At 56.8% G+C, this 20,928-nt stretch carries 22 protein-coding genes; 10 read left to right on the plus strand and 12 right to left on the minus strand.

The window, feature by feature from the left end; translation table 11 throughout:
- Positions 1 to 279 precede the first annotated feature (279 nt).
- The 3 genes from serC to gdhA all read left to right on the plus strand — a co-directional run bounded on the left by serC (position 280) and on the right by gdhA (position 3,735).
- Positions 280 to 1,365, plus strand: coding sequence for a 3-phosphoserine/phosphohydroxythreonine transaminase (serC, locus tag ACTQ33_RS02355; RefSeq protein WP_441461816.1), 1,086 nt, complete (start codon positions 280 to 282; stop codon positions 1,363 to 1,365).
- Positions 1,366 to 1,410: 45 nt separating this feature from the next.
- Positions 1,411 to 2,319, plus strand: coding sequence for a D-2-hydroxyacid dehydrogenase (locus tag ACTQ33_RS02360; RefSeq protein WP_441461818.1), 909 nt, complete (start codon positions 1,411 to 1,413; stop codon positions 2,317 to 2,319).
- Positions 2,320 to 2,385: 66 nt separating this feature from the next.
- On the plus strand, positions 2,386 to 3,735 hold the full coding sequence (gdhA, locus tag ACTQ33_RS02365) for an NADP-specific glutamate dehydrogenase (RefSeq protein WP_441461820.1): 1,350 nt from the start codon (positions 2,386 to 2,388) through the stop codon (positions 3,733 to 3,735).
- 113 nt (positions 3,736 to 3,848) lie between these two features.
- On the opposite strand, the gene ACTQ33_RS02370 is transcribed toward gdhA, so the two are convergent.
- Positions 3,849 to 4,334 carry a hypothetical protein gene (locus tag ACTQ33_RS02370; protein WP_441461822.1) on the minus strand — a complete coding sequence of 162 codons (486 nt, stop codon included), beginning with the start codon at positions 4,332 to 4,334 and terminating at the stop codon, positions 3,849 to 3,851.
- An 89-nt stretch (positions 4,335 to 4,423) separates the two neighbouring features.
- On the opposite strand from ACTQ33_RS02370, the gene ACTQ33_RS02375 reads away from it, so the two are divergent.
- Positions 4,424 to 4,681 (plus strand): hypothetical protein, encoded by a 258-nt coding sequence (locus ACTQ33_RS02375; RefSeq protein ID WP_441461824.1) that lies wholly within the window; start codon positions 4,424 to 4,426, stop codon positions 4,679 to 4,681.
- Positions 4,682 to 4,739: 58 nt separating this feature from the next.
- Here the strand turns inward: ACTQ33_RS02375 and ACTQ33_RS02380 are convergent, their stop codons facing one another.
- The 4 genes from ACTQ33_RS02380 to ACTQ33_RS02395 all read right to left on the minus strand — a co-directional run bounded on the left by ACTQ33_RS02380 (position 4,740) and on the right by ACTQ33_RS02395 (position 7,398).
- Positions 4,740 to 5,135 (minus strand): bleomycin resistance protein, encoded by a 396-nt coding sequence (locus tag ACTQ33_RS02380; protein WP_441461826.1) that lies wholly within the window; start codon positions 5,133 to 5,135, stop codon positions 4,740 to 4,742.
- Positions 5,136 to 5,266: 131 nt separating this feature from the next.
- Positions 5,267 to 6,064: a class I SAM-dependent methyltransferase gene (locus tag ACTQ33_RS02385; protein ID WP_441461827.1), complete on the minus strand. Its 798-nt coding sequence runs from the start codon at positions 6,062 to 6,064 to the stop codon at positions 5,267 to 5,269.
- Between the two features lie 72 nt (positions 6,065 to 6,136).
- Positions 6,137 to 6,445 (minus strand): hypothetical protein, encoded by a 309-nt coding sequence (locus tag ACTQ33_RS02390; RefSeq protein WP_441461829.1) that lies wholly within the window; start codon positions 6,443 to 6,445, stop codon positions 6,137 to 6,139.
- The gene (locus ACTQ33_RS02395) at positions 6,442 to 7,398 is read right to left on the minus strand and encodes a carbohydrate kinase family protein (protein WP_441461831.1); all 957 of its coding nucleotides are present in this window, start codon (positions 7,396 to 7,398) and stop codon (positions 6,442 to 6,444) included. Before ACTQ33_RS02395 ends, ACTQ33_RS02390 begins: the two co-directional genes overlap by 4 nt.
- Before the next feature lie 171 nt (positions 7,399 to 7,569).
- Here ACTQ33_RS02395 and ACTQ33_RS02400 point away from each other — a divergent pair, with 171 nt between their 5' ends.
- Genes ACTQ33_RS02400 through ACTQ33_RS02415 form a run of 4 tightly spaced genes read left to right on the plus strand, consistent with a single transcriptional unit; the run spans position 7,570 to position 10,901 of the window.
- Positions 7,570 to 9,414 (plus strand): S-layer homology domain-containing protein, encoded by a 1,845-nt coding sequence (locus tag ACTQ33_RS02400; protein WP_441461833.1) that lies wholly within the window; start codon positions 7,570 to 7,572, stop codon positions 9,412 to 9,414.
- A gap of 16 nt (positions 9,415 to 9,430) precedes the next feature.
- Positions 9,431 to 9,955: an anaerobic ribonucleoside-triphosphate reductase activating protein gene (gene nrdG, locus ACTQ33_RS02405; RefSeq protein WP_441461835.1), complete on the plus strand. Its 525-nt coding sequence runs from the start codon at positions 9,431 to 9,433 to the stop codon at positions 9,953 to 9,955.
- A 23-nt stretch (positions 9,956 to 9,978) separates the two neighbouring features.
- Positions 9,979 to 10,425 (plus strand): dUTP diphosphatase, encoded by a 447-nt coding sequence (dut, locus tag ACTQ33_RS02410; protein ID WP_441461836.1) that lies wholly within the window; start codon positions 9,979 to 9,981, stop codon positions 10,423 to 10,425.
- Between the two features lie 5 nt (positions 10,426 to 10,430).
- Positions 10,431 to 10,901, plus strand: coding sequence for an NUDIX hydrolase (locus ACTQ33_RS02415; protein ID WP_441461838.1), 471 nt, complete (start codon positions 10,431 to 10,433; stop codon positions 10,899 to 10,901).
- 84 nt (positions 10,902 to 10,985) lie between these two features.
- Here the strand turns inward: ACTQ33_RS02415 and ACTQ33_RS02420 are convergent, their stop codons facing one another.
- From ACTQ33_RS02420 to ACTQ33_RS02450, 7 genes are all read right to left on the minus strand, one after another.
- Positions 10,986 to 12,644: an ATP-binding protein gene (locus ACTQ33_RS02420; protein ID WP_441461840.1), complete on the minus strand. Its 1,659-nt coding sequence runs from the start codon at positions 12,642 to 12,644 to the stop codon at positions 10,986 to 10,988.
- Positions 12,641 to 13,318: a winged helix-turn-helix domain-containing protein gene (locus ACTQ33_RS02425; protein ID WP_441461842.1), complete on the minus strand. Its 678-nt coding sequence runs from the start codon at positions 13,316 to 13,318 to the stop codon at positions 12,641 to 12,643. The genes ACTQ33_RS02420 and ACTQ33_RS02425 overlap by 4 nt, the downstream gene beginning before the upstream one ends.
- Positions 13,315 to 13,968 carry a phosphate signaling complex protein PhoU gene (gene phoU / locus ACTQ33_RS02430; protein WP_441461844.1) on the minus strand — a complete coding sequence of 218 codons (654 nt, stop codon included), beginning with the start codon at positions 13,966 to 13,968 and terminating at the stop codon, positions 13,315 to 13,317. The genes ACTQ33_RS02425 and phoU overlap by 4 nt, the downstream gene beginning before the upstream one ends.
- Complete coding sequence (gene pstB / locus ACTQ33_RS02435; RefSeq protein ID WP_441461846.1) at positions 13,968 to 14,729, minus strand: phosphate ABC transporter ATP-binding protein PstB; 762 nt, start codon at positions 14,727 to 14,729, stop codon at positions 13,968 to 13,970. Before pstB ends, phoU begins: the two co-directional genes overlap by 1 nt.
- 19 nt (positions 14,730 to 14,748) lie before the next feature.
- Positions 14,749 to 15,606 carry a phosphate ABC transporter permease PstA gene (gene pstA, locus ACTQ33_RS02440; RefSeq protein ID WP_441461847.1) on the minus strand — a complete coding sequence of 286 codons (858 nt, stop codon included), beginning with the start codon at positions 15,604 to 15,606 and terminating at the stop codon, positions 14,749 to 14,751.
- Between the two features lie 6 nt (positions 15,607 to 15,612).
- On the minus strand, positions 15,613 to 16,449 hold the full coding sequence (gene pstC, locus ACTQ33_RS02445) for a phosphate ABC transporter permease subunit PstC (RefSeq protein WP_441462035.1): 837 nt from the start codon (positions 16,447 to 16,449) through the stop codon (positions 15,613 to 15,615).
- 193 nt (positions 16,450 to 16,642) lie between these two features.
- Positions 16,643 to 17,557 carry a phosphate ABC transporter substrate-binding protein gene (locus ACTQ33_RS02450; protein ID WP_441461849.1) on the minus strand — a complete coding sequence of 305 codons (915 nt, stop codon included), beginning with the start codon at positions 17,555 to 17,557 and terminating at the stop codon, positions 16,643 to 16,645.
- 339 nt (positions 17,558 to 17,896) lie between these two features.
- On the opposite strand from ACTQ33_RS02450, the gene ACTQ33_RS02455 reads away from it, so the two are divergent.
- Both ACTQ33_RS02455 and ACTQ33_RS02460 read left to right on the plus strand, forming a co-directional pair.
- Positions 17,897 to 18,655, plus strand: coding sequence for a NifB/NifX family molybdenum-iron cluster-binding protein (locus ACTQ33_RS02455; protein ID WP_441461851.1), 759 nt, complete (start codon positions 17,897 to 17,899; stop codon positions 18,653 to 18,655).
- 315 nt (positions 18,656 to 18,970) lie between these two features.
- Positions 18,971 to 20,905 carry a YgiQ family radical SAM protein gene (locus ACTQ33_RS02460; protein WP_441461853.1) on the plus strand — a complete coding sequence of 645 codons (1,935 nt, stop codon included), beginning with the start codon at positions 18,971 to 18,973 and terminating at the stop codon, positions 20,903 to 20,905.
- The last annotated feature ends 23 nt before the right edge of the window (positions 20,906 to 20,928 follow it).

The following is a 20,928-nucleotide window of genomic DNA, read 5'->3' on the forward strand; positions in this document are numbered from 1 at the left end:
CATGGAATTGCCTAGGCCATATGTCATCGCAGCAGCGACAGCGCAATCGCCTTTTTTATTGTGCAAATTATACAATTTATACAATATAGTTTGAATCATTTGTACAATCGTTTTTCTTTTTGTCTTTATTGTACAAAAAACTTTTTGATTTGCTGAAATATTTTCAGAAATCAGTTGAAACTTTCCATTACTTGCCGTATACTAGCTGTAACAGAGGGGCTGCGGCCCACCTCTTACTGGTTAAATTGAACACCATCAAGATTCAGGAGGGCGATCATCATGTACAATCGTATTTACAACTTCTCCGCCGGTCCGGCCACCATGCCGGAGCCTGTGCTCGAAGAAATCCGCGACGAGATGCTCAATTACCGCGGCAGCGGCATGTGCGTCATGGAAATGAGCCATCGCTCCAAGGTGTTCCAGACCATCGTGGACGAGGCCGAGCAAGACCTGCGGGACCTGATGGGCATTCCCGACAATTACCATGTGCTCTTTATCCAGGGCGGCGCTACCCTGCAATTCTCCATGATTCCCATGAATCTGCTGAAAAACGGCGTGGCCGACTACATCATCACCGGCAGCTGGTCCAAGAAAGCCTATCAGGAGGCCAAGAAGTTCGGCAAGATCAATGTGCTGGCCTCCAGCGAGGACAAGAATTTCTCCTACATCCCCGACTGCTCCGACCTGCCCGTGGACCCGGAGGCCGATTACGTCTACATCTGCGAAAATGAGACCATCCACGGCACCACCTATCAGACGCTGCCCAACACCAAGGGAAAAATTCTGGTGGCCGACCAGTCCTCCATGTTCCTGTCCAAGCCCTGCAACGTCTCCGACTACGGCATGATCTATGCTGGCGTCCAGAAGAACGTGGGCCCCGCCGGCATGGTCATCGCCATCATCCGCAAGGATTTGATCCGGGACGACCTGGGCGACAAGCTACCGGTCTATATGAACTACAAGACCCACGCCGACAGCGGTTCCATGTACAACACCCCCAACTGTTGGGCCATCTACTGCTGCGGCAAGGTCTTTAAGTACCTCAAGAGCATTGGCGGTCTTGAGGCTATGCACAAGCTCAATATGGACAAGGCCAAGGTGCTCTATGATTTTCTGGACCAGTCCAAGCTGTTCCGCGGCACCGTGGAGCCGGAGTTCCGGTCTCTTATGAATGTACCCTTTGTCACCCCCACCAAGGAGCAGGACGCCGATGTGGTGGCCGCCACCAAGGCCGCCGGCTTCGACAACCTCAAGGGCCACAAGAGCGTAGGCGGTCTCCGGGCCTCCATCTACAACGCCATGCCCAAGGACGGCGTTGTGGCTCTGGTGGACTTCCTCAAGAAGTACGAGGCCGAGCACGGCTGATCCCCATTCCCCCAACACCCACTTTTAGAAACGGAGGATAACCCCATGATGCGGATTCTCGTAACCGACGGTATGGATCAACAGGCCGTATCCCAGCTGCGGGCAAACGGTCATGAAGTCGTGGAACAATTCTATGAGCCGGACCAGCTGGGCGAAGCCCTGCGGGAGTTTGACGCGGTCATCATTCGCAGCGCCACCAAAATCCGCGCTCCCCACATCGAACAGGCCAAGGGTTCCCGACTGAAGCTCATTATCCGGGCCGGTGTCGGCATCGACAACATCGATGTGGCCGACGCCGAGGCCGCCGGCATCGCCGTGCGCAACACCCCCGGCGCGTCTTCCGCCGCCGTGGCGGAGCTGGCCCTGGCCCATATGTTCTCCTGCGCCCGGTATGTGTCCATTGCCGGACACACCATGCGGGAGGGCAAATGGGAGAAAAAAGCCTACAGCAAGGGCGTGGAGGTCTGCGGCAAAACCCTGGGCATCTGGGGCTATGGCCGCATCGGCATGGCCCTGGCCCGGATGGCCCACGGTCTCGGTATGACGGTTCTGGTCAACAACCGTTCCGGCAAGACGGCAGGCCCCGACGACCCGGCAAAATGGGTTCCCGTGGACGAGTTACTGGTTCGAGCGGACTTTATTTCGCTAAATATGCCCTCAACTGAAGCAAAACCCTTGATAAATCGGGAAAGTATTGCTAAAATGAAAGACGGAGTGATTCTCATCAACACCTCCCGCGGCAGCAATATCGACGAGGATGCCCTGCTGGACGCCCTCAACAGCGGCAAGGTCCGCGCTGCCGGTCTGGATGTGTACGCTGAGGAGCCCACCAAAAACGAAGCGCTCTACCAGCATCCCGCCGTCTCCTGCACCCCCCACATCGGCGCCGGTACCCGCGAGGCCCAGGGCCGCATCGGCATGGAAATCGTCGAGATCATCGAGAGCTTCGGCTGATCCCCTCCGCCGTTGGGCGGCGTCTGCCGCGTGAAGGACATCTATTATGTAAGGAGCATCATGAGTATGAATGCGTACATCAACAGCGTCATTGAGAACGTGAAGAAGAAGTATGCCCACGAGCCCGAGTTTGTGCAGTCGGTGGAAGAAGTGTTTTCCTCCATTGAGCCGGTCATCAACGCCCATCCCGAGTATGAGAAAGCGGATCTGCTGACCCGTATGGTGGAACCGGAGCGGATGTTCACCTTCCGTGTCTGCTGGATGGCCGATGACGGCCAGTGGCACACCAACACCGGTTATCGCTGCCAGTTCAACGGCGCCATCGGCCCCTACAAGGGCGGTCTGCGGTTCCATCCCTCCGTCTATCCCGGCATCATCAAGTTCCTGGGCTTTGAGCAGACCTTCAAGAACTCTCTGACGGGCCTGCCCATCGGCGGCGCCAAGGGCGGCTCCGACTTCGACCCCCGCGGCAAGTCTGACGCTGAGATCATGCGCTTCTGCCAGAGCTTTATGACGGCTCTGTATCGTTACATCGGTCCCGATGTGGACGTTCCCGCCGGCGACATCGGCACCGGCAGCCGCGAGATCGGCTACCTGTACGGCCAGTACCGCCGCCTGAAGGGCACCTTTGAGAACGGCGTCCTCACCGGCAAGGGCCAGAGCTACGGCGGCTCTCTGATCCGTCCCGAGGCCACCGGTTACGGTGCAGTTTACTACCTGTGCGAGGTCCTCAAGCATGAGAACGACACCATCGAGGGCAAGACCATTGCCTGTGCCGGTTTCGGTAATGTGACTTGGGGCATCTGCAAGAAGGCCACGGAGCTGGGCGCCAAGGTGGTCACCCTGTCCGGTCCCGACGGCTACGTCTACGACGCCGACGGTGTCAACACCCCCGAGAAGATCGCCTATCTGGTGGAGATGCGCAACAGTGGCCGAGATAAGGTCCAGGATTATGCCGACAAATTCGGCGTGCCCTTCTACCCCGGTGAAAAGCCCTGGGGCGTCAAGGCCGACATCATCATGCCCTCCGCCACCCAGAACGACGTGAATCTGGACGAAGCCAAGAAGATCGCCGCCAACGGCGTCAAGTACTATATTGAGGTGGCCAACATGCCCACCACCAACGATGCCCTGGCCTACCTGATGGAGCAGAAGGGCATGATTGTGGCCCCCTCCAAGGCCGTCAACGCCGGCGGTGTCGGCGTCTCTGCCCTGGAGATGAGCCAGAACTCCGAGCGTCTGAGCTGGACCGCCGAAGAGGTGGACGAGCATCTGCACCGCATGATGGTCAATATCCACAACGCTTCCGCCGAAGCCGCTGAGGAGTACGGCCTGGGTTACAACCTGGTGGCCGGCGCCAACATTGCGGGCTTCAAGAAGGTTGCTGCCGCCATGATGGAGCAGGGCGTGTTCTAATCCCAATCAACAGCACGAACCGGGTGCGCTGCCGTGCAGCGCACCCGGTTTTTCACACTATAGCACTGTTCTCGGAAATTTTTCTGACGGAACAGCGTATGTCGCCAGGATCACTAAGCTGTTACTTTTTTCAATGGCCTGCAGAAAACAACAAGCGAACAAAGTAAGAAACTTGTAATGAGGTAGCTGTTAAACAGTTGCTCAATGAACACAACGAAAAATAGATTGTCAGCGAAAACGTCATAGATGCGGAAGGTAGACGCCCAAGTAAAATACCATTTGTGCGGCATATTTTTTAAATGCAGAATCACAGATAGTCCTAAACAGCCGCAGAGTAGAATGAGAAAAGGCCAATTTCTGTCGCCCCTGAGAATATTCCGGTTTTTCCTCCTATGATAGACCCCGACACAAAGCACTGCTAAAAATCGACTGAGATAGGCAAAAATGAGTACCCAGTCTACACTGTTCCCATGTTTGATGTAGAGCAAATTACTGATATAGAAAACCGGTGTAAAAATCAGATATACGATCAGGACGGAAACAAAGCATTTCAGCAATACCTTAAACAGATTCTGTTTTACATCAATATTGGAAATCATAGTAACCCTCCTGTACTTATAGATTTATATCTATTTGAAGCTATCGGCAGCGCCTTTCCGGCATCTTACTCATTTAATATATCGGCAAATTGTGGAATAAAGTTAAGGTTGCACCGACAATACAGCAAAGCAGTCTGGCGGTCCGGGCCTGGGCCGCCATGAGCCTGGCTTCCCTCTCCGTAGGAACGCAATTTTTTCAATTCCTCCGCTATGCGCAGACAAGGGACTGGTCCTCCATCGAGGACACCATCTATGTTCTGGTGGGGGTGGTGGTGTTATTTTTGTCCATCAGCATTGGTTTGACCGGCCTGATGCTCTTGGTCCATGGCCGCCGCAAAGTGAAATGAGCAGCCACAGCTGGATCGCCCGGCTTTGCTTTCTTCACTGGAAGTAGCAGTTTTTATATTATTCATGGGTAAATCTTAATAAATATCCGTCTGGATCTTGTACCAGAAATTCTTTTTGTTCTAAAGACTGACCATTAATTTCGTATTTGTTAATCATCATAGGACGAAAAAGTGGATACTGGGAGCGGACAATGTGCTGATAAAGTTTTTCAATGTTGTCTACTTCAATCGAAAAATTAACGCCTCGACCAAAAGGATACGTCATTTCTGCAACATTCCATCCATCTTCATGCAGTTCCTCAAACATGAATTGAGTACCTTCAAAAGATAGGAATAGGAACTTATCCTCTCGTCTTTCATATTCCAGCTTAAACTTCAACACATCGAGATAGAAATTTTTTGTTTCTTCTATATCTTTAACTGTCAGTTCCGGTATGAGTTGATTGAACTCCATCCTATTACGTCTCCTTCGCTACAGCTTTGGGTTAATCGCGTTTCGCAGATCAAAACCCCCGGCGCGTCCTTTGGGGCGGCTGCCGGGGGCTTTTGGGGCGTTCCATTCAGATTTTATAGTAGTGGGTATTCTTACTTTTCTCCCACAAACAGAAAGTGATTCGTCATGCCAAACAGTTCGGGCTTTTCGCATATGTAGAAGTGATATCGAAGATATTGCGCGTAGTCCTCGTCGGTCATTTTGTTGATCCTTTCCGCCATCAGTTCGGAAGCCCCATCCGCCGCAACCTCGTGCAGTACCCTGATGCCTCCTTCAGCAAGAACCGCTCTTGCGGCATCGACTGTGTGGAACACAAATGGGAAATTGTTGAGCTTGAAAGTTTTCTTATCATAGTCTCCGCTTGAAAAGTAGTTCACATCGTATGCAAGTTCGGTGAGAAATACAAAGTCATTGGAGATAAAGGCAAAGAAAATCTTGCCGGTATTCTTGCAGACACGTTTTGCTTCGCTGATACATTTCTGTTTGTCCGCCTCGTTTTCTAAGTGATACAGCGGGCCGAATAACAGTACAATGTCAAAGGAATTCTCTGCATAACGAGACAGGTCAAGCGCATTTCCTTGAACGAGGTCGATATGATCTTCAGGAGTGAGCTTCTTTCTGAACGCTGCGATATTGGCATCGGCAAGTTCAAGCGCCGACACTTTATATCCCTTACGGGCAAAGTACAGGCTGTATTCACCTGCACCTGCGCCAATATCGAGGATTTTGTCGCCCTCTTGTAAATATTTTTCTATATAATGGACAGTGGTCAGAAATTCAACTCGTACAGCTTTGGAATGATTGAGTCTGCTGTCTTCGTTGAATATATCATATGTCCTGTTCACACGTTCCGTTTCATTTTCAATTTTTTTCAGTTCGATAAAATTCACAGTATTCTCCTTTAAACAAGGTCTCCGGCCCAACCCTTCTGGGTGGCAGCCGGAGACCTTGTTCATATGGAATCAAATCCGATAATAGTTATTGTCGCACAGGGCCGTGAAGCACTGGTTCACCTCGTCATCGGTGAACAGGGAGCCGAACTTCCCCGCCGTCACCAGCGCTTCCAAACTCAAATCCAGACGGCCCAAATCGGAAAGAGCTTCAAAACCGTCGGATCGGCGCTGTTTCTTCAGCAGTTCCCTGGCACACGCCGCGCCGCCGAACCGTTCCACATCGGCCCGCAGCCGCTTCTGGGTCACGCCCAGGCCGTCGGCCTCGTCCATGGCCTGGGTCAACGCCTCGGTGAACGCCTGTTCCAGCTTGTCGCTCATTGCTGCATCCTCGCTTCCACGGCAGCCCGCTCCGGCACGCTGAAAATGCCGCCCAGGTTGGTGGTGGACAGGCTGGCCGCCGTACAGGCAAAGGCGGCGATTTTGGCCATTTCCTCCACGGTCACGTCCTCGGGGGCCTTGTCCAGCTCCAGCAGGCCCGTGACGGCGCTGCCGCCGAAGATATCACCGGCGCCGGTGGTATCCACCACCGTGATGTCGGTGACGCCGGGGACCCGGCCGCTGCCCTTGCCGTTGGCAAAGTAACAGCCGTCCTTGCCCAGGGTCACAAAGACCAGCTTGACGCCGAATTCCTTCAGGAGCTTTTCCGCGCCCTCCTCCACGGAGCAGCCGAAGAGGAACTCCACCTCATTGTCGCTGATCTTTACCACATCGGCGTGGCGGAAGCCCCAGAACATCTGTTCCTTGGCGTCCTCCAGATCGGCCCACAGCGGCTCCCGCAGATTGGGGTCGAAGGTCACCAGCTTTCCTTTCTGCCGGGCGTATTCCACCGCTTTGTAGTGGGCCGTCCGGGAGGGCTCATTGGTCATGCACACCGTGCCGAAGTGGAGCGCCTTGGACTGATCGATGAGATCATAGGGCACCTCGTCGGCCGTCAGGAGCATATCGGCGCCGGGCTTTCTGGCAAAGGAGAACTCCCGCTCGCCGTTGGCGTCCCGGGTGACGAAAGCCAAAGTGGTAAACACCGACCCGTCCACCAGAACGCCGCGGCCGTCAATGCCCACCTGCTGCAAAGTCTGGACCAGCTGGCGGCCCAAGGCGTCATCGCCCACCTTGGCAATCATGGCGGTCTTTTTGCCGTATTTGGTCAGAGCGGCCAGAAAGTTGGCCGGTGCGCCGCCGGGATGGGCGGCCATGACCGGATATCCGTCCTCCTGGATGCGATCCACGGTAAAATCAATCAAAAGTTCGCCGATGGCTGCTACATCATACATTGGGTGTTCCCTCCATTTTTTTGTATCGGCTCCATTATACTCCATGGCCGCCCGTCGGAAAAGAAAAATTTTATGGTTTTTGCGTATATTTTTCGGAAAGCCCTATGGAAACAGTGCGGTTTATGATATACTCATAGTACTACTACAAATCACACAGCGAGGTGTAACCAAATGAAAAAGCGGATTATTGCGCTGCTGTTGTCCCTGGGGCTTCTCTTCTCCCTGCCCACACCGGTGCTTGCAGCGGAATTTACCGATTTGGAGAACCACTGGGCCGCGCCCTATCTCAATGAACTGGCCGACCTGGGCTATCTGACCGGCTATGAGGACGGTACCGTCAAACCCGACCGGATCATCACCGCCTGCGAAGCCATTGCGCTGCTGACCCGGCTCTACAGCCCCACGGAGGACGTATCAGCCCGGATTCATGAAGATTACGGCACCTTTGTTGCCACTTATGTGGACCCCAATCTCAGCTGGGCCTATGACGAGCTGGAACTGTGTCTGGCAACGGGCATTCTGTCCCAGAACGAACTGAAAAACCTGCGTCTCACCTCCGCCATTGACAAGGAGCTGCTGTCTGTGCTCTTCGTCCGGGCATTGCAGTTGGATGACGAAGCCAAGGCGCTCAACGACAGCGGCATGACGCTGACCTTCCGGGACACCGCCGACATCACCAAGGAATATCGGGGCCATATCGCCGTGCTGCTGGACAACAAAATTGTCAATGGCAACAGCGACAACGAGTTCCTGCCCCACTCCCAGGTGAGCCGCGCCGTCATGGCCACCATGCTGGTACGCAGCCTGGAATACCTGGAGGCTCAGAATCAGACCCTGTGGATTGAGAATTACGACGGTACGGTTGTGGAGGGCGTGCTGCTGGATTACAGCGGCGGCCGTCTGGCCCTGCGGGACAATCTGGGATTCCAGCGGACCTATACCATCCCCGCCGGAGCCGAAATCGTCACCAGTAACGGCGACAAGGCGCTCAGCGCCAGCCAGAGCGGTTCCCGCGTCCGGATTCAGATTCGTGACGGTGCCATTGTCCGGGTCACCGTGTACAACCTCACCGGTGTCACCGTCCAGCAGGCCGTGGTCAAGAACTACTCCACCACCAACGGCAACCGATTTTTGCAGATCATCGACGCTAAAACCAAGGAGACCAGCACCCTGATTCTGCCCCAGAACACCAAGGTGTCGTTCACCGACGGCACCACCGGTACGGCGGCGTCTCTGGGTACCGGCATGTTTTTGACCATTATCAAGGATAAAGCCGGTAAGGTTACCGACGTGACGGCATCCGGTTCCACCCGAACCGTGGACGGCGTCATCTCCTCTGTAACCTTCGGCAGCACCGTCAATGTCTACCTCACCGACGAGGACGACAGCACCGTTCAGATTTCCATGGAACTCAATTCTCTTCCCCAGCTCCTGTGGGGCAGCACCCCCATTTCCGTGGACCGTCTGGCCGCCGGCATGGAAGTCACCGTCACCGTTGTGGGCAGCGAGATTCAAAAACTCGTGGCCAAGGACACCACGGAAACCATCCGCGGCACCCTGACCACGGTTCTTGCCACCTCCTCCGGCACCACCTGGACCATTCTGGATGATACCGGCATCAATCACACCCTGACCCTCTCCCCATCGGTCACCATCTACCACAACGGCCAGCTGGTCATGGCTTCCACGGTCCAGGCCGGTGACCTGATCTCTGTCAAGGCCGTGGGCGACACCATTCTCTCTGTGGACCTTTTGACCAGCCACGGCGACTCCTCCCGGAAGCTCACCGGCACGGTGCTGTCGCTGAATACCTCCAAAAAGCAGCTGACGCTGCTGAACAACGTCAGCCAGCGTCTGGTCTATGTGGATGTGGACAATTCCGTGACCATCCTCAACGCCGCCACGGGCCGCACCCTGCGCCTGTCGGATTTGAAAGCCGATCAGGTATTGACCGTCTACGGCAGCTACACCGACGCGTCCACCTTTGACGCCGTCACCATTCTGATTGAAGGTTAATCCAAGGAGGAATCCCATGAACTACGCCGCCATCAAGCCCTGTGACATTGCCAACGGTCCCGGCGTCCGGGTGTCCCTCTTCGTCTCCGGCTGCACCCACCACTGTCCCGGCTGTTTTCAGCCGGAGACGTGGGACTTTCAGTACGGCAGTCCCTTTACCGAGGATACTGTGGCCCATATTCTGGACCTGCTGGCCCCGGACTATGTGGAAGGTCTGACGCTCCTGGGCGGAGAGCCCATGGAACCGGCCAACCGCGAGGCATTGCTGCCCCTGCTGGACGCCGTCCGGCAGCGCTACCCCAAAAAATCCATCTGGTGCTACACGGGATACACCTTTGAAGTTCTGCGCGCCGGGAAACCCGGCCCCAAGGAAACCATTGACGCCATGCTGTCCCATCTGGACGTGCTGGTGGACGGTCCCTTTGTGGAGTCCAAGAAGAATCTGAATCTCCGGTTCCGCGGTTCCTCCAATCAGCGCCTGATTGCCATTCCCTCATCCATTTCCACCGGCTGCACCATCCTTTGGGATGACGGCCGGTAAGCGCAAAGGAGTTTTCTATCGCTATGTTACAGCAACCCATTTCCGTTCAAAAGCTGGACCCCCGGGCCCGCCTGCCGGTCTACAGCTCCGAATATGCCGCCGGTGCGGACCTGTGCGCCTGCCTGGAAGAACCGGTGACCATCGCCCCCGGTGAAACCGTATTTCTCCACACAGGGCTTGCCATGGAAATCCCCGTGGGCTACGCCGGTCTCGTCTACGCCCGCAGCGGTATGGCATCCAAACGGGGGCTGGCCCCGGCCAACAAAGTCGGCGTTGTGGATTCCGATTACCGGGGAGAATTTCTGGTGGCCCTCCACAACCACGGCACCGAGCCGCAAACCATTGAGCACGGGGAGCGCATTGCCCAACTGGTCATCACACCGGTGCTGCGGGGCCAGTTTCAGGAAGCCGATTCCCTCAGCGATACGGCCCGGGGCAGCGGCGGATTTGGTTCCACGGGACGGATGTGATGGATATGGTGCAGACAACCCTTTGCTATTTGGAACGGGACGGCCAATATCTGATGCTCCACCGGGTCAAAAAGGAAGCCGATGCCAACCGGGATAAATGGATTGGCATCGGCGGCAAGTTTGAGGACCGGGAAAGCCCTGAGGACTGCGCCCTGCGGGAGGTCCGGGAGGAAACGGGTCTGACCATGACCGACTACCGGTACCGGGGTATCGTCACCTTTGTATCGGACCGGTGGCCCACGGAGTATATGCACCTGTTCACCTGTACCGGCTGGACCGGTACGGTAAATCCGGACTGCGACGAGGGCGAACTGGCCTGGATTGGCAAGCAGGACCTGTTGGCCCTGCCCATGTGGGCCGGAGACAAGATTTTTCTGGAGCTGTTGGACAGCGACGCGCCGTTCTTCTCTCTCAAGCTGGTGTACACCGGCGAGCGTTTGACCCAGGCCGTGCTCAACGGTAAGCCCATATTATAAATATTGTTTCGGTACTGCCATGATACAAAAAGGGTGCGCTGCAAGATTACTGCAACGCACCCTTTGAACACGTTTGGAAAAAAATCAGTTGGTGGGGAACCGGACGGTAATCGTGGTACCCTTGCCCAGGGCGCTGTCCAGTTCGATGGTGGCATTGTGGATCATGGCCGCATGCTTGACGATGGACAGTCCCAGACCCGTGCCGCCGATCTCTTTGGAGTGGCTCTTGTCCACCCGGTAGAACCGTTCAAACACACGGTTCTGGTGCTCGGTGGCGATGCCGATGCCCGTATCCTGGACCTGGACCACGGCTTCATGCTCCTGCCGGGAGACGGTGACGGTGACGCTGCCGCCCCGGTTGTTGTACTTGATGCCGTTATCACAGAGGTTGTACAGAATATCGCTGAGGAGACGGGGCACGCCCAAAAGCTCCGCCGATTCGCCGCCGCACCGCAGCTGGATACCCTGCTGGGCGGCGTAGGGCTTCAGCCGCTCCACCACATCCCGTGCAATGCTCAGCAAATCCACAGGCTCCTTGGCTTCGTCGCCGCCGCCTTCGTCGAGACGGGACAGGCGGATGATATCCTCCACCAGCGTAATGAGACGCTGGGCCTCGTTGTAAATCTGGTCGATGAACTGGGGCAGATCGGCCTCCCGGACAATGCCGTTCTTGATGATTTCGGCACAGCCGGAAATGGAGTGCAGGGGCGTTTTCAGCTCATGGGACACATTGGCTGTAAACTCCCGCCGCATCTGCTCGGCGTGGCTCTTTTCGGTGATATCGAAGATCAGCAGGACAATGCCGGACACCTGGCCGTCGGAGAGAACGGGGCTGGCCACCAGCTGGTATTCGCTGTCGCCATCGGGCAGGGTGGATTGGGCATGCTGGCCGGACCGGGCCCGGAACAGCACATCCTGGATTTCCTGGGAACGGTTCACCGTCAGAATATCCCGTCCCACGGCATTCTGGTCGGTCCCCAGAAGCCGCGCCGCCGACTGGTTGATGCTGAGAATCTGACCGGACGCGCCCAGCAACGCCAAGCCCTCGCTCATGGCGCCGGTGACCACGTCAAATTCATGCTGTTTCTGCTGCAATTCCGCCAGCTGGTCCACAATCTGCCGGTGCTGCCGCTCAATGCGGCCCAACAGCGGCGCGACCTCTTCATACGTCTCATTGGACAAGGGATCGTCCAGATTCAGATTGTTGAGGGGCTCCACAATCTTCTTGGACAGGCGGCTTGCCAGCAGCGCCGACAGCAGGCAGGAGGCCAGCAGCATCACCGCCGCCGGTTGGAGCATCATCAGCAGGAAGCTGACCAGGGAATACTGGACCGTGGACACGCGAATAATGGAGTTGTCCTCCAACCGCTCCGCCGTATAGATCATACGGGTCAGCAGCGTGGCGGAATAGTGCTCGCTCTCTCCGTAGCCGTAGGCAATGGCCTCCCGGACCTCTTCCCGGTCCAGATGGTTCTCCATTTTGGAGGCGTTGGCGTCCGTGTCATAGAGCACTGTGCCGTCCGCATCAATCCAAGTGATGCGGTAGTCCTGCACCTTCAATTGCTCCAGATAGTCCGCTCCCTCATTGGCCACCGCATGGGTCACCAGGTCCGTCTGTGTCTTCAGCTGCTTATGCTGCAACTGGTTGAAAAATCCATAGAGTACGCTCATAATGAGCACCGTACCCGCCAGAAGAATCACCAGCGCCACAAAGAAAATGGAGCGGAAAATGCGCTTTGTCACGGGTGCTCCACCTCCAGTCGATAGCCTACGCCGCGGACCGTTTCGATATAGTCGCCGCAGCGTCCCAGCTTCTGCCGCAGGGTCCGCATATGGACGTCCACCGTGCGGGTCTCGCCGTCAAAGTCATATCCCCAGATTTCACCCAGGAGCCGGTCCCGGGTGAACACCTGGCCCACATGCTCCATCATGGCCCGCAGGACTTCAAATTCTTTCAGCGTCAGCGTCACCCGCTGACCGTCCACCGTTACGATGTGCTCACCCAGATTCAGGCTCAGTGCTCCCGCCTGGAGCACCTGCTGGTCCTGCCGGGGCGTGGTACGCCGGAGCACGGCCTTGACCCGGGAAACCATCTCCATCATGCCGAAGGGCTTCGCTAAATAGTCGTCGGCGCCCAAATCCAAGCCCGTGACCTTGTCGTACTCGCTGCCCTTGGCCGTGGCCAGAATCACGGGGAGTTCCGCCGTAGCCGGGTTGTTCCGGAGCTTTTTGAGAATGGTCAGACCATCGTCGCCGGGCAGCATGATATCCAGCAGCACCAGCTGGGGACGGGTCTTTTTCATGGCTTCAAAGAAGGCCGCGCCGTCGGCCAGCCCCTCTGCCTCAAACCCCGTGGAGCGCAAGGTGTAGACCACCATATTGCGGATGCCTGCGTCATCCTCCACGCAGTAAATCATTCCGCACCCTCCTCGTCGTGGCGGCCCGTGATGGAGAACACCACCCACTCGGCGATATTGGTGGCATGGTCGCCGATGCGCTCAAAGTATTTGGCGATCATCAGCAAATCCAGGGCATACTCGGCCTTTTCCGTGGATGTACGCAGAATCTCCAGCAGTTCATGCTTGACCTTGTTGAACAGGTCGTCCACCACATCGTCATACTTGATGACCTCCACAGCGGCCCGGACATCCCGGCTGACAAAGGCATCCACAGCGCCGGTGACCATTTTGATGGCGGCCCGGGCCATATTTCCAATGTGCAGGGTGTCATCGGAGGCGGTGAGATCGGCCACAGTGACAATTTCCGCAATATCCGCCGACTGATCGCCGATGCGTTCCATATCGGTGATCATTTTCAGCGCCGAAGAGACAATGCGCAGGTCCCGGGCCACCGGCTGCTGCTGCAACAGGAGTTTCAGGCACATGGCCTCGATTTCCCGCTCCTTTTGATCGATTTCCGAATCGCTGTGGACCACCTTGGCGGCCAGCTCCTTGTCCCCTTCCAGCAGGGATTTGGCGGCCATGGCAATGACCTTCTCGCAGAGAGAGCCCATGGTGATCATTTCGCGGTTCAACTGCATCAGCTGTTCGTCGAATGTCTTTCTCATTATCCGAACCTCCCGGTGATATAATCTTCGGTACGCTTGTCCTTGGGCATGGAAAAGAGCGTATCGGTGTCATCAAATTCCACCAGTTCACCCAGCAGGAAAAATGCCGTTTTATCGGAAATTCGGGCGGCCTGCTGCATATTATGGGTGACCATGACGATAGTATACTCGTTTTTCAGCTCCGCGGCAAGGTCTTCGATCTTGGAGGTGGAGATGGGGTCCAGGGCGGAGGTTGCCTCGTCCATCAGCAGAACATCCGGCTCCACGGCCAAGGCCCGGGCGATGCACAGACGCTGCTGCTGGCCGCCGGACATACCCAGGGCCGACTTTTTCAGACGGTCCTTGACCTCGTCCCAGATGGCGGCGGCCCGAAGGGACCGCTCCACAATGTCATCCAGCTTGGCCTTGTTGCGGACGCCGTGGGTCCGGGGACCATAGGCCACATTGTCATAGATGGACATGGGGAAGGGATTGGGCTTCTGGAACACCATACCGATGCGTTTGCGCAGCCAGGTCACATCCACGTCGCTGCCGTAGATGTTCTGTTCCCGGTACAGGAGCTGTCCCTTGATGGTGACGCCTGGCACCAGGTCATTCATACGGTTGATGGTCTTCATAAAGGTGGATTTGCCGCAGCCGGAGGGGCCGATGAGGGCGGTGATCTTCTTCTCGGGAATGGACATGGTAATGCCCTTCAGTGCCTGATGGTCGCCGTAGAACAAATCCAGGTTTTCCGAACGTAAAATGGTCGTGTCAGCCATGACGGATACTCCTTTGTCTTTATTGGGGCTTGAGCTTCTTACCGGCCAGAGAGGCGGCGAAGTTGATGAGCACCGTCAGCACCAGCAGGACGGTGGCAATGGAGAAGGCCACGGAGAACTCGGCCTCTTCTTTAGCATAGACGTACAGGGCCACGGTCAGTGTGGCGCCGGAACTCTTCATGATGCCGGAGATGGTGGAGAAGTCCTGCATCCCCACGGCCATGCTGACGGTGTACATGAGGACGGCGCTTTCGCCCACAATGCGGCCCACGGCCAGAATGCAGCCGGTAACGATGCCGTCGATGGAACTGGGCAGCACCACCGTGCGAATCATGTGCCATTTGCCGCTGCCCAGGCCCAGGGAACCTTCCCGGTAGGACTGGGGCACGGTCTTGAGACTTTCCTGGGTGGTCCGGATGATGGTGGGCAGGACCATGATGACCAGGGTCAGAGAACCGGCCAGCAGGGTTTTGCCCATGTTCAGGGAGATGCAGAACACCATGGAGCCCACCATGGCGTAGATGATGGAGGGGATACCGGCCAGCGTCTCCGTGGCGAACTCGATGATCTCCACCAGGCGGCGGTTCCGGGCGTATTCAGTCAGATAGATGGCCGCGCCCACACCCAGGGGCAGGGCGATGACCAGAGAAACCACGATGACATACAGGGTATTGCAGATGGCCGGGAAAATACCCATGGTACCCCGGAGGATGCTCCGCTCCGTGGTCAGGAATTCCCAGTTGATGCCCGGTATGCCTTGGTAGAGGATGTAGCCGATGAGACACACCAGCAGCAGGCAGGTGATGGCGGCGCAGAGATAGAGCATGGTCCGGGTCACAATCTCATAGGCCCGGCGGGAGGGCGACAGTTTCTTCATACGGATTTATCCCTCCTTGTCCCGCTTGAGCAGGGTGTTGAGCAGAACATTGATGAGCATGATGAAGAGGAACAGCACCAGACCGATGGAGTACAGGGCGTTTCTCTGCAAGCTTCCCACGGAAGCGTAATTCATCTCGATGGCAATGCCGGTGGTGAGAAACCGGACGCTGGAGAACAACGACGGCATATTGGCCACGTTGCCGGCCACCATGATGATGGCCATGGCTTCACCGATGGCGCGGCCGATGCCCAGAACCACGGCGGCGGCAATGCCGCTTTTGGCCGCGGGGACGCTGACGCGGAAATACGTTTCCAGCTCTGTCGCGCCCAGAGCCAGGGAGGCGGCCTCATAGTCCTGGGGCACGGCGTTGAGGGCCGTTTCCGACACAGAGATGATGGAAGGCAAAATCATAATCGCCAGAACGATGATGGCCGCGAAGAGGCTGTCACCGGCGGGCAGATGGAAGGTTTCGCGAATCCACGGCACCAGAACAAACATACCCACCAGGCCGTAGACCACAGAGGGGATACCGGCCAGCAGATTGACCGTGGTGCGGATGACGGCGGCCACCTTGGGGGGCGCCACCTTGGAGAGATACACGGCGGTGAAGAAACCGATGGGCACGCCGATGACGATGGCCCCGGCGGTACCGTAGATGGAGGTCAGGATAAAGCCCAAAATCCCATATTGATCGTTTTGGGCCGACCAGGTGGTGCCAAAGAGGAAGTTCAGCAGGCCCACTTCCCGGATGGCGGGAATGCCGGAAACAATGAGGTAAATGCTGATAATCAGCACAAAGCCTACGGCCACCAGGCCGCAAATCAAAAAGAGGATCTGCATAATCCGTTCAGCGGGCTTGATGGCGGCGCAGAACGACCGGGCTGCCGTCTGCTCCGGCTGCGGGTTCGGAGAGGTCATGGCGTCTTTCATACGTTTTGTTCAGCCTTTCGGTTTGTCGGTTTGTTGGAGTTGCGGCGAACAGGCACGGCCGGTAGGCCGGCCGCACCTGTTTGGAACCGTATGATGGCTTGCGTCAGGGAGCAACCACACCGGCCATGGTGATATACTGGGCAGCCTCGTCGCTCATGACGAAGTCCAGGAAGCCCTGGGCAGCGGCGCTCAGTTCCACACCGTCCTTGGTGACCATGACGAAGGGACGCTGCAAGGTGTAGCTGCCGTCCTTGACGGTCTCCTCAGAGGGGGCCACGCCGTCCACCTTCACAGCGGACACGGTGTCATCGACAGCGGACAGAGAGGCGTAACCGATGGCGCCGGGGTTGGAAGCGACCTGGCCGATGACGTCGCCGGTGGAGGAGTACTCATTGGTGTACTTGCACTCGCCGTCTACCCCCACGATTTCCTCGAAGGCGCTGCGGGTGCCGGAACCGTCCTCACGGCCCAGAACGGCGATCTCCTGATCGGCGCCGCCCACTTCGCTCCAGTTGGTGATCTCACCCTTGTAAATCTGGGCGATCTGGTCCACGGTCAGGTCGGTGACGGTGTTGGCGGGGTTGACCACAATGGCCACACCGTCCAGCGCCACAATGTGCTCCACCGCGCCGTTGGTCTTTTCCTCGTCCTTCAACGCACGGGAAGACAGGCCGATATCCACAGTCTCATTGAGGACCGCCTCAATGCCTGCACCGGAACCGGTACCGGAGTAGTTGACGGTAACATCGGGGTTCAGCTCCTCGAAGACCTCCATCATAATGAGCATCATTTCATTCATGGAGGTGGAGCCGTCGGTATTGACGGTGCCGGACAGGGCCTGCACGGTGCCGGTGGTCTCCTCGGCAGCGGTGTCCTCCGTGGCGGTATCCTGCGTGGTGGCACCCTCTGCAGCGGTATCCTCGGTGGTGTCGGCGGGAGCCGCAGTGGTAGAGCCGCAGCCGGTGAACATGGCCAGGACCGTCATCAGGGACAGCGCCAGGCAGACAAACTTTTTCATTGTGACATATCTCCTTTTGTTTTGCGGTGTTCTCGCGCTTGGCGAGGGAACTTACAGTTATGATGATACAAATCCTTTGTAAAATACGAAAGAAGTGTAAAATCAAATCTATGTTAAATCCAAATCCGGCGGACATTTTGTAAAATCCCGTCACAGCCCATATTTTTTATGGATATCTCCCAAATTCCCCTGTCGTAATTTAAGAAATCTGCACATTTGTAAAATAGTTGTGCCACCATAAGGTAAAAAGATTTCGTCTGTTGTTGCGCCTTGACTTTTTACAATGGCGCGGTATAATAGTGGTAAATAAACGGCATATGCCAGAAATGGAGGCAGCCAATGGCCAGACCGAAGAAGGACCGCCGCATCTGCCGTCTGCCGGGGACGTGCCGCTTCGGTCCCCTGGACGACGGCCCTTACGGGGTGGAGATCATGACCGTAGAGGAGCTGGAGGCCATCCGTCAAATTGATCTGGAGGGTCTGAGCCAGGAGGACTGCGCCGCCCGCATGAACGTGGCCCGCACCACGGCCCAGACCATTTACAACAGCGCCCGGGAAAAGCTGGCCCGCTGCGTTGTGGATGGGCTGGAGCTGCGCATCGAGGGCGGCAGCTACCATGTCTGCGGCGGCGCGGGCTGTACCGGCTGTCCCGTTCCGGCACAAATTGCCAAATTAAATGACAAGGAGACGTCCCATATGAAAATCGCAGTCACCTATGAAAACGGTCAGGTCTATCAACATTTTGGCCACAGCAAGCAGTTCAAGGTCTACACCGTGGAGGACGGCAAGGTGACCGATGCCCAGGTGGTGGACACCAATGGCAGCGGCCACGGCGCTTTGGCGGGATTCCTGGGCGGCTATCAGGTAGATACCCTCATCTGCGGCGGCATCGGCGGCGGTGCGCAGATGGCACTGGCCGAAGCCGGTATCAAGCTGTACGGCGGTGTCACCGGCGACGCCGACGCGGCGGTGGAAGCCCTGCTGGCCGGAACCCTCCAGTACCAGCCCGACATTACCTGTAGCCATCACGGCGAGGGGCACCAGTGCGGTCATCACCACGGCGAAGGCCACCAGTGCGGCCATGGCTCCTGCCACTAATTCAAATCGAATACGCTCTTAGGAAACGCACCGGCTGTCGCCCTCATGGGACGAAGCCGGTGCGTTTGCGGCTTTGCCGCAGGGATTGCGCCATCTGCCGATGGCGCTTTGGAACGCTTGGGGTATTTCGCTGGCTGCGGCCAGCGGGATTTCGTCCGCCGCGGCGGGCGACCGGGGTCCTGCCCCTGGACCCCGCAATTTTTTCGAGAAAAAATTGCGTAAAAGCTTTCACTTATCGGTTTTTCCGTGACTTCCCTCTTTTATTCCCTCCATTTCTTTGCTATACTGAGAGGTACGAATACAGGAGGAATCATCATGCGTGAATTTTTGCCCATTTCCAAGGCCGACATGAAGGCCCGCGGCTGGGAGCAATGCGATTTTATTTACATCATCGGCGACGCCTATGTGGACCATCCATCTTTCGGCCACGCCATCATCAGCCGGGTTCTGGAGGCCAACGGCTATAAAGTCGGCATCCTTTCCCAGCCCGACTGGAAGAATCCCCAGTCCATTACGGCCCTGGGCCGTCCCCGCCTGGGGTTCCTCGTCACCGGCGGCAATATGGATTCCATGGTCAACCATTACGCCGTGTCCAAAAAGCGCCGCAAAACCGACGCCTTCACCCCCGGCGGCGTCATGGGCAAACGGCCCGACTACGCAACCGTCGTGTATTGCAATCTGATTCGCCGGGTCTATCACGACATTCCCATTATCATTGGCGGCATCGAAGCCAGTCTGCGGCGTCTGGCCCATTACGATTACTGGTCCGACAAGCTGAAACGCTCCATTTTGCTGGATTCCCAGGCGGATTTGCTGCTGTACGGCATGGGGGAACGGTCCATTGTGGAGGTCGCGGAAGCCCTCAACGGCGGTCTCCATCCCCGGGACATCACCTTTGTAGACGGCACCGTTTACCGTTCCACGGAACCCACGGTACCGGTTCCCCACAAAGTCCTGCCCTCCTATGAAGAGATCTGCAAAAACAAGCGGAAGTATGCCGAGAGTTTTTACACGCAGTATTGCAACACGGACCCCTTTTCCGGCAAGGCGTTGATTGAGCCCTACGGCCCGAAAGAATTTGTGGTACAGAATCCGCCTCAGAAACCCCTATCTCAGCGGGAGATGGACCGGGTCTACGGCCTGCCCTATATGCGCACCTATCATCCCTCCTATGAAAAGGCCGGCGGCGTGCCTGCCATTGAGGAAGTTCGGTTCAGTCTGGTGTCCTGCCGGGGCTGCTTCGGCGGGTGCAGCTTCTGCGCTCTGACGTTCCACCAGGGCCGTATCATCCAGACGAGAAGTCATGAGTCCATCCTGGCCGAAGCCCGGCAGATGACCTGGGAACCGGATTTTAAAGGCTATATCCACGACGTGGGTGGCCCCACGGCCAATTTCCGGCAGCCAGCCTGTAAAAAACAGCTGAAATCCGGCGCTTGTCCCACCAAGCAGTGTCTTTTCCCCAGGCCCTGCAAAAATCTCATTGCCGACCACCGGGATTATCTGAAGCTCCTGCGGGAACTGCGGAACCTGCCCAATGTGAAGAAGGTTTTCATCCGTTCGGGCATTCGCTTCGACTATATGCTGGCGGATGAAAGCGATGTATTCTTTAAGGAGCTGGTCCGCTACCACGTTTCCGGTCAGCTGAAAGTGGCCCCGGAACATGTGGCCGATGCGGTGTTGGATAAAATGGGCAAGCCCCGCCGGGCCGTGTACGACCAGTTCCTGGAGAAGTACAAGCGGCTCAATGAGCAGTATGGGCTGAAACAGTATGTGGTCCCCTACCTCATGTCCTCCCATCCCGGCTCCACGCTGAAAGAAGCCGTGACCCTGGCGGAATATCTGCGGGACCTGGGGTATATGCCGGAGCAGGTCCAGGACTTCTACCCCACCCCCTCCACCCTGTCCACGGTCATGTATTATACAGGGTTGGACCCCCGGACTATGGAACCGGTGTACGTCCCCACCAATCCCCATGAAAAGGCCATGCAGCGGGCGTTGATTCAGTACCGGAACCCGAAAAATTATGCTCTGGTCCATGAGGCGTTGACCAAGGCGGGACGGACAGACCTGATTGGGTTTGACAAGCACTGTCTCATCCGTCCCCGGGCCGGGGAGCAAGTGGCGCGGAAACCCAAGCAGGCCCAAAGCAAAACGCCGCCCAAAGCAAAACGGGACGGCCGTGTTGGCCCACCCAAGGCCAAGCGGCCCAGCCGGAACCCGGCCAATGACCGCCGCAAAAAACACCGCTAAGCACCAATATGAAAGCTTTTACT

The sequence above is a fragment of the Candidatus Avoscillospira sp. LCP25S3_F1 genome, assembly GCF_052117125.1.
In the GTDB taxonomy this organism is placed as follows: domain Bacteria; phylum Bacillota; class Clostridia; order Oscillospirales; family Oscillospiraceae; genus Avoscillospira_A.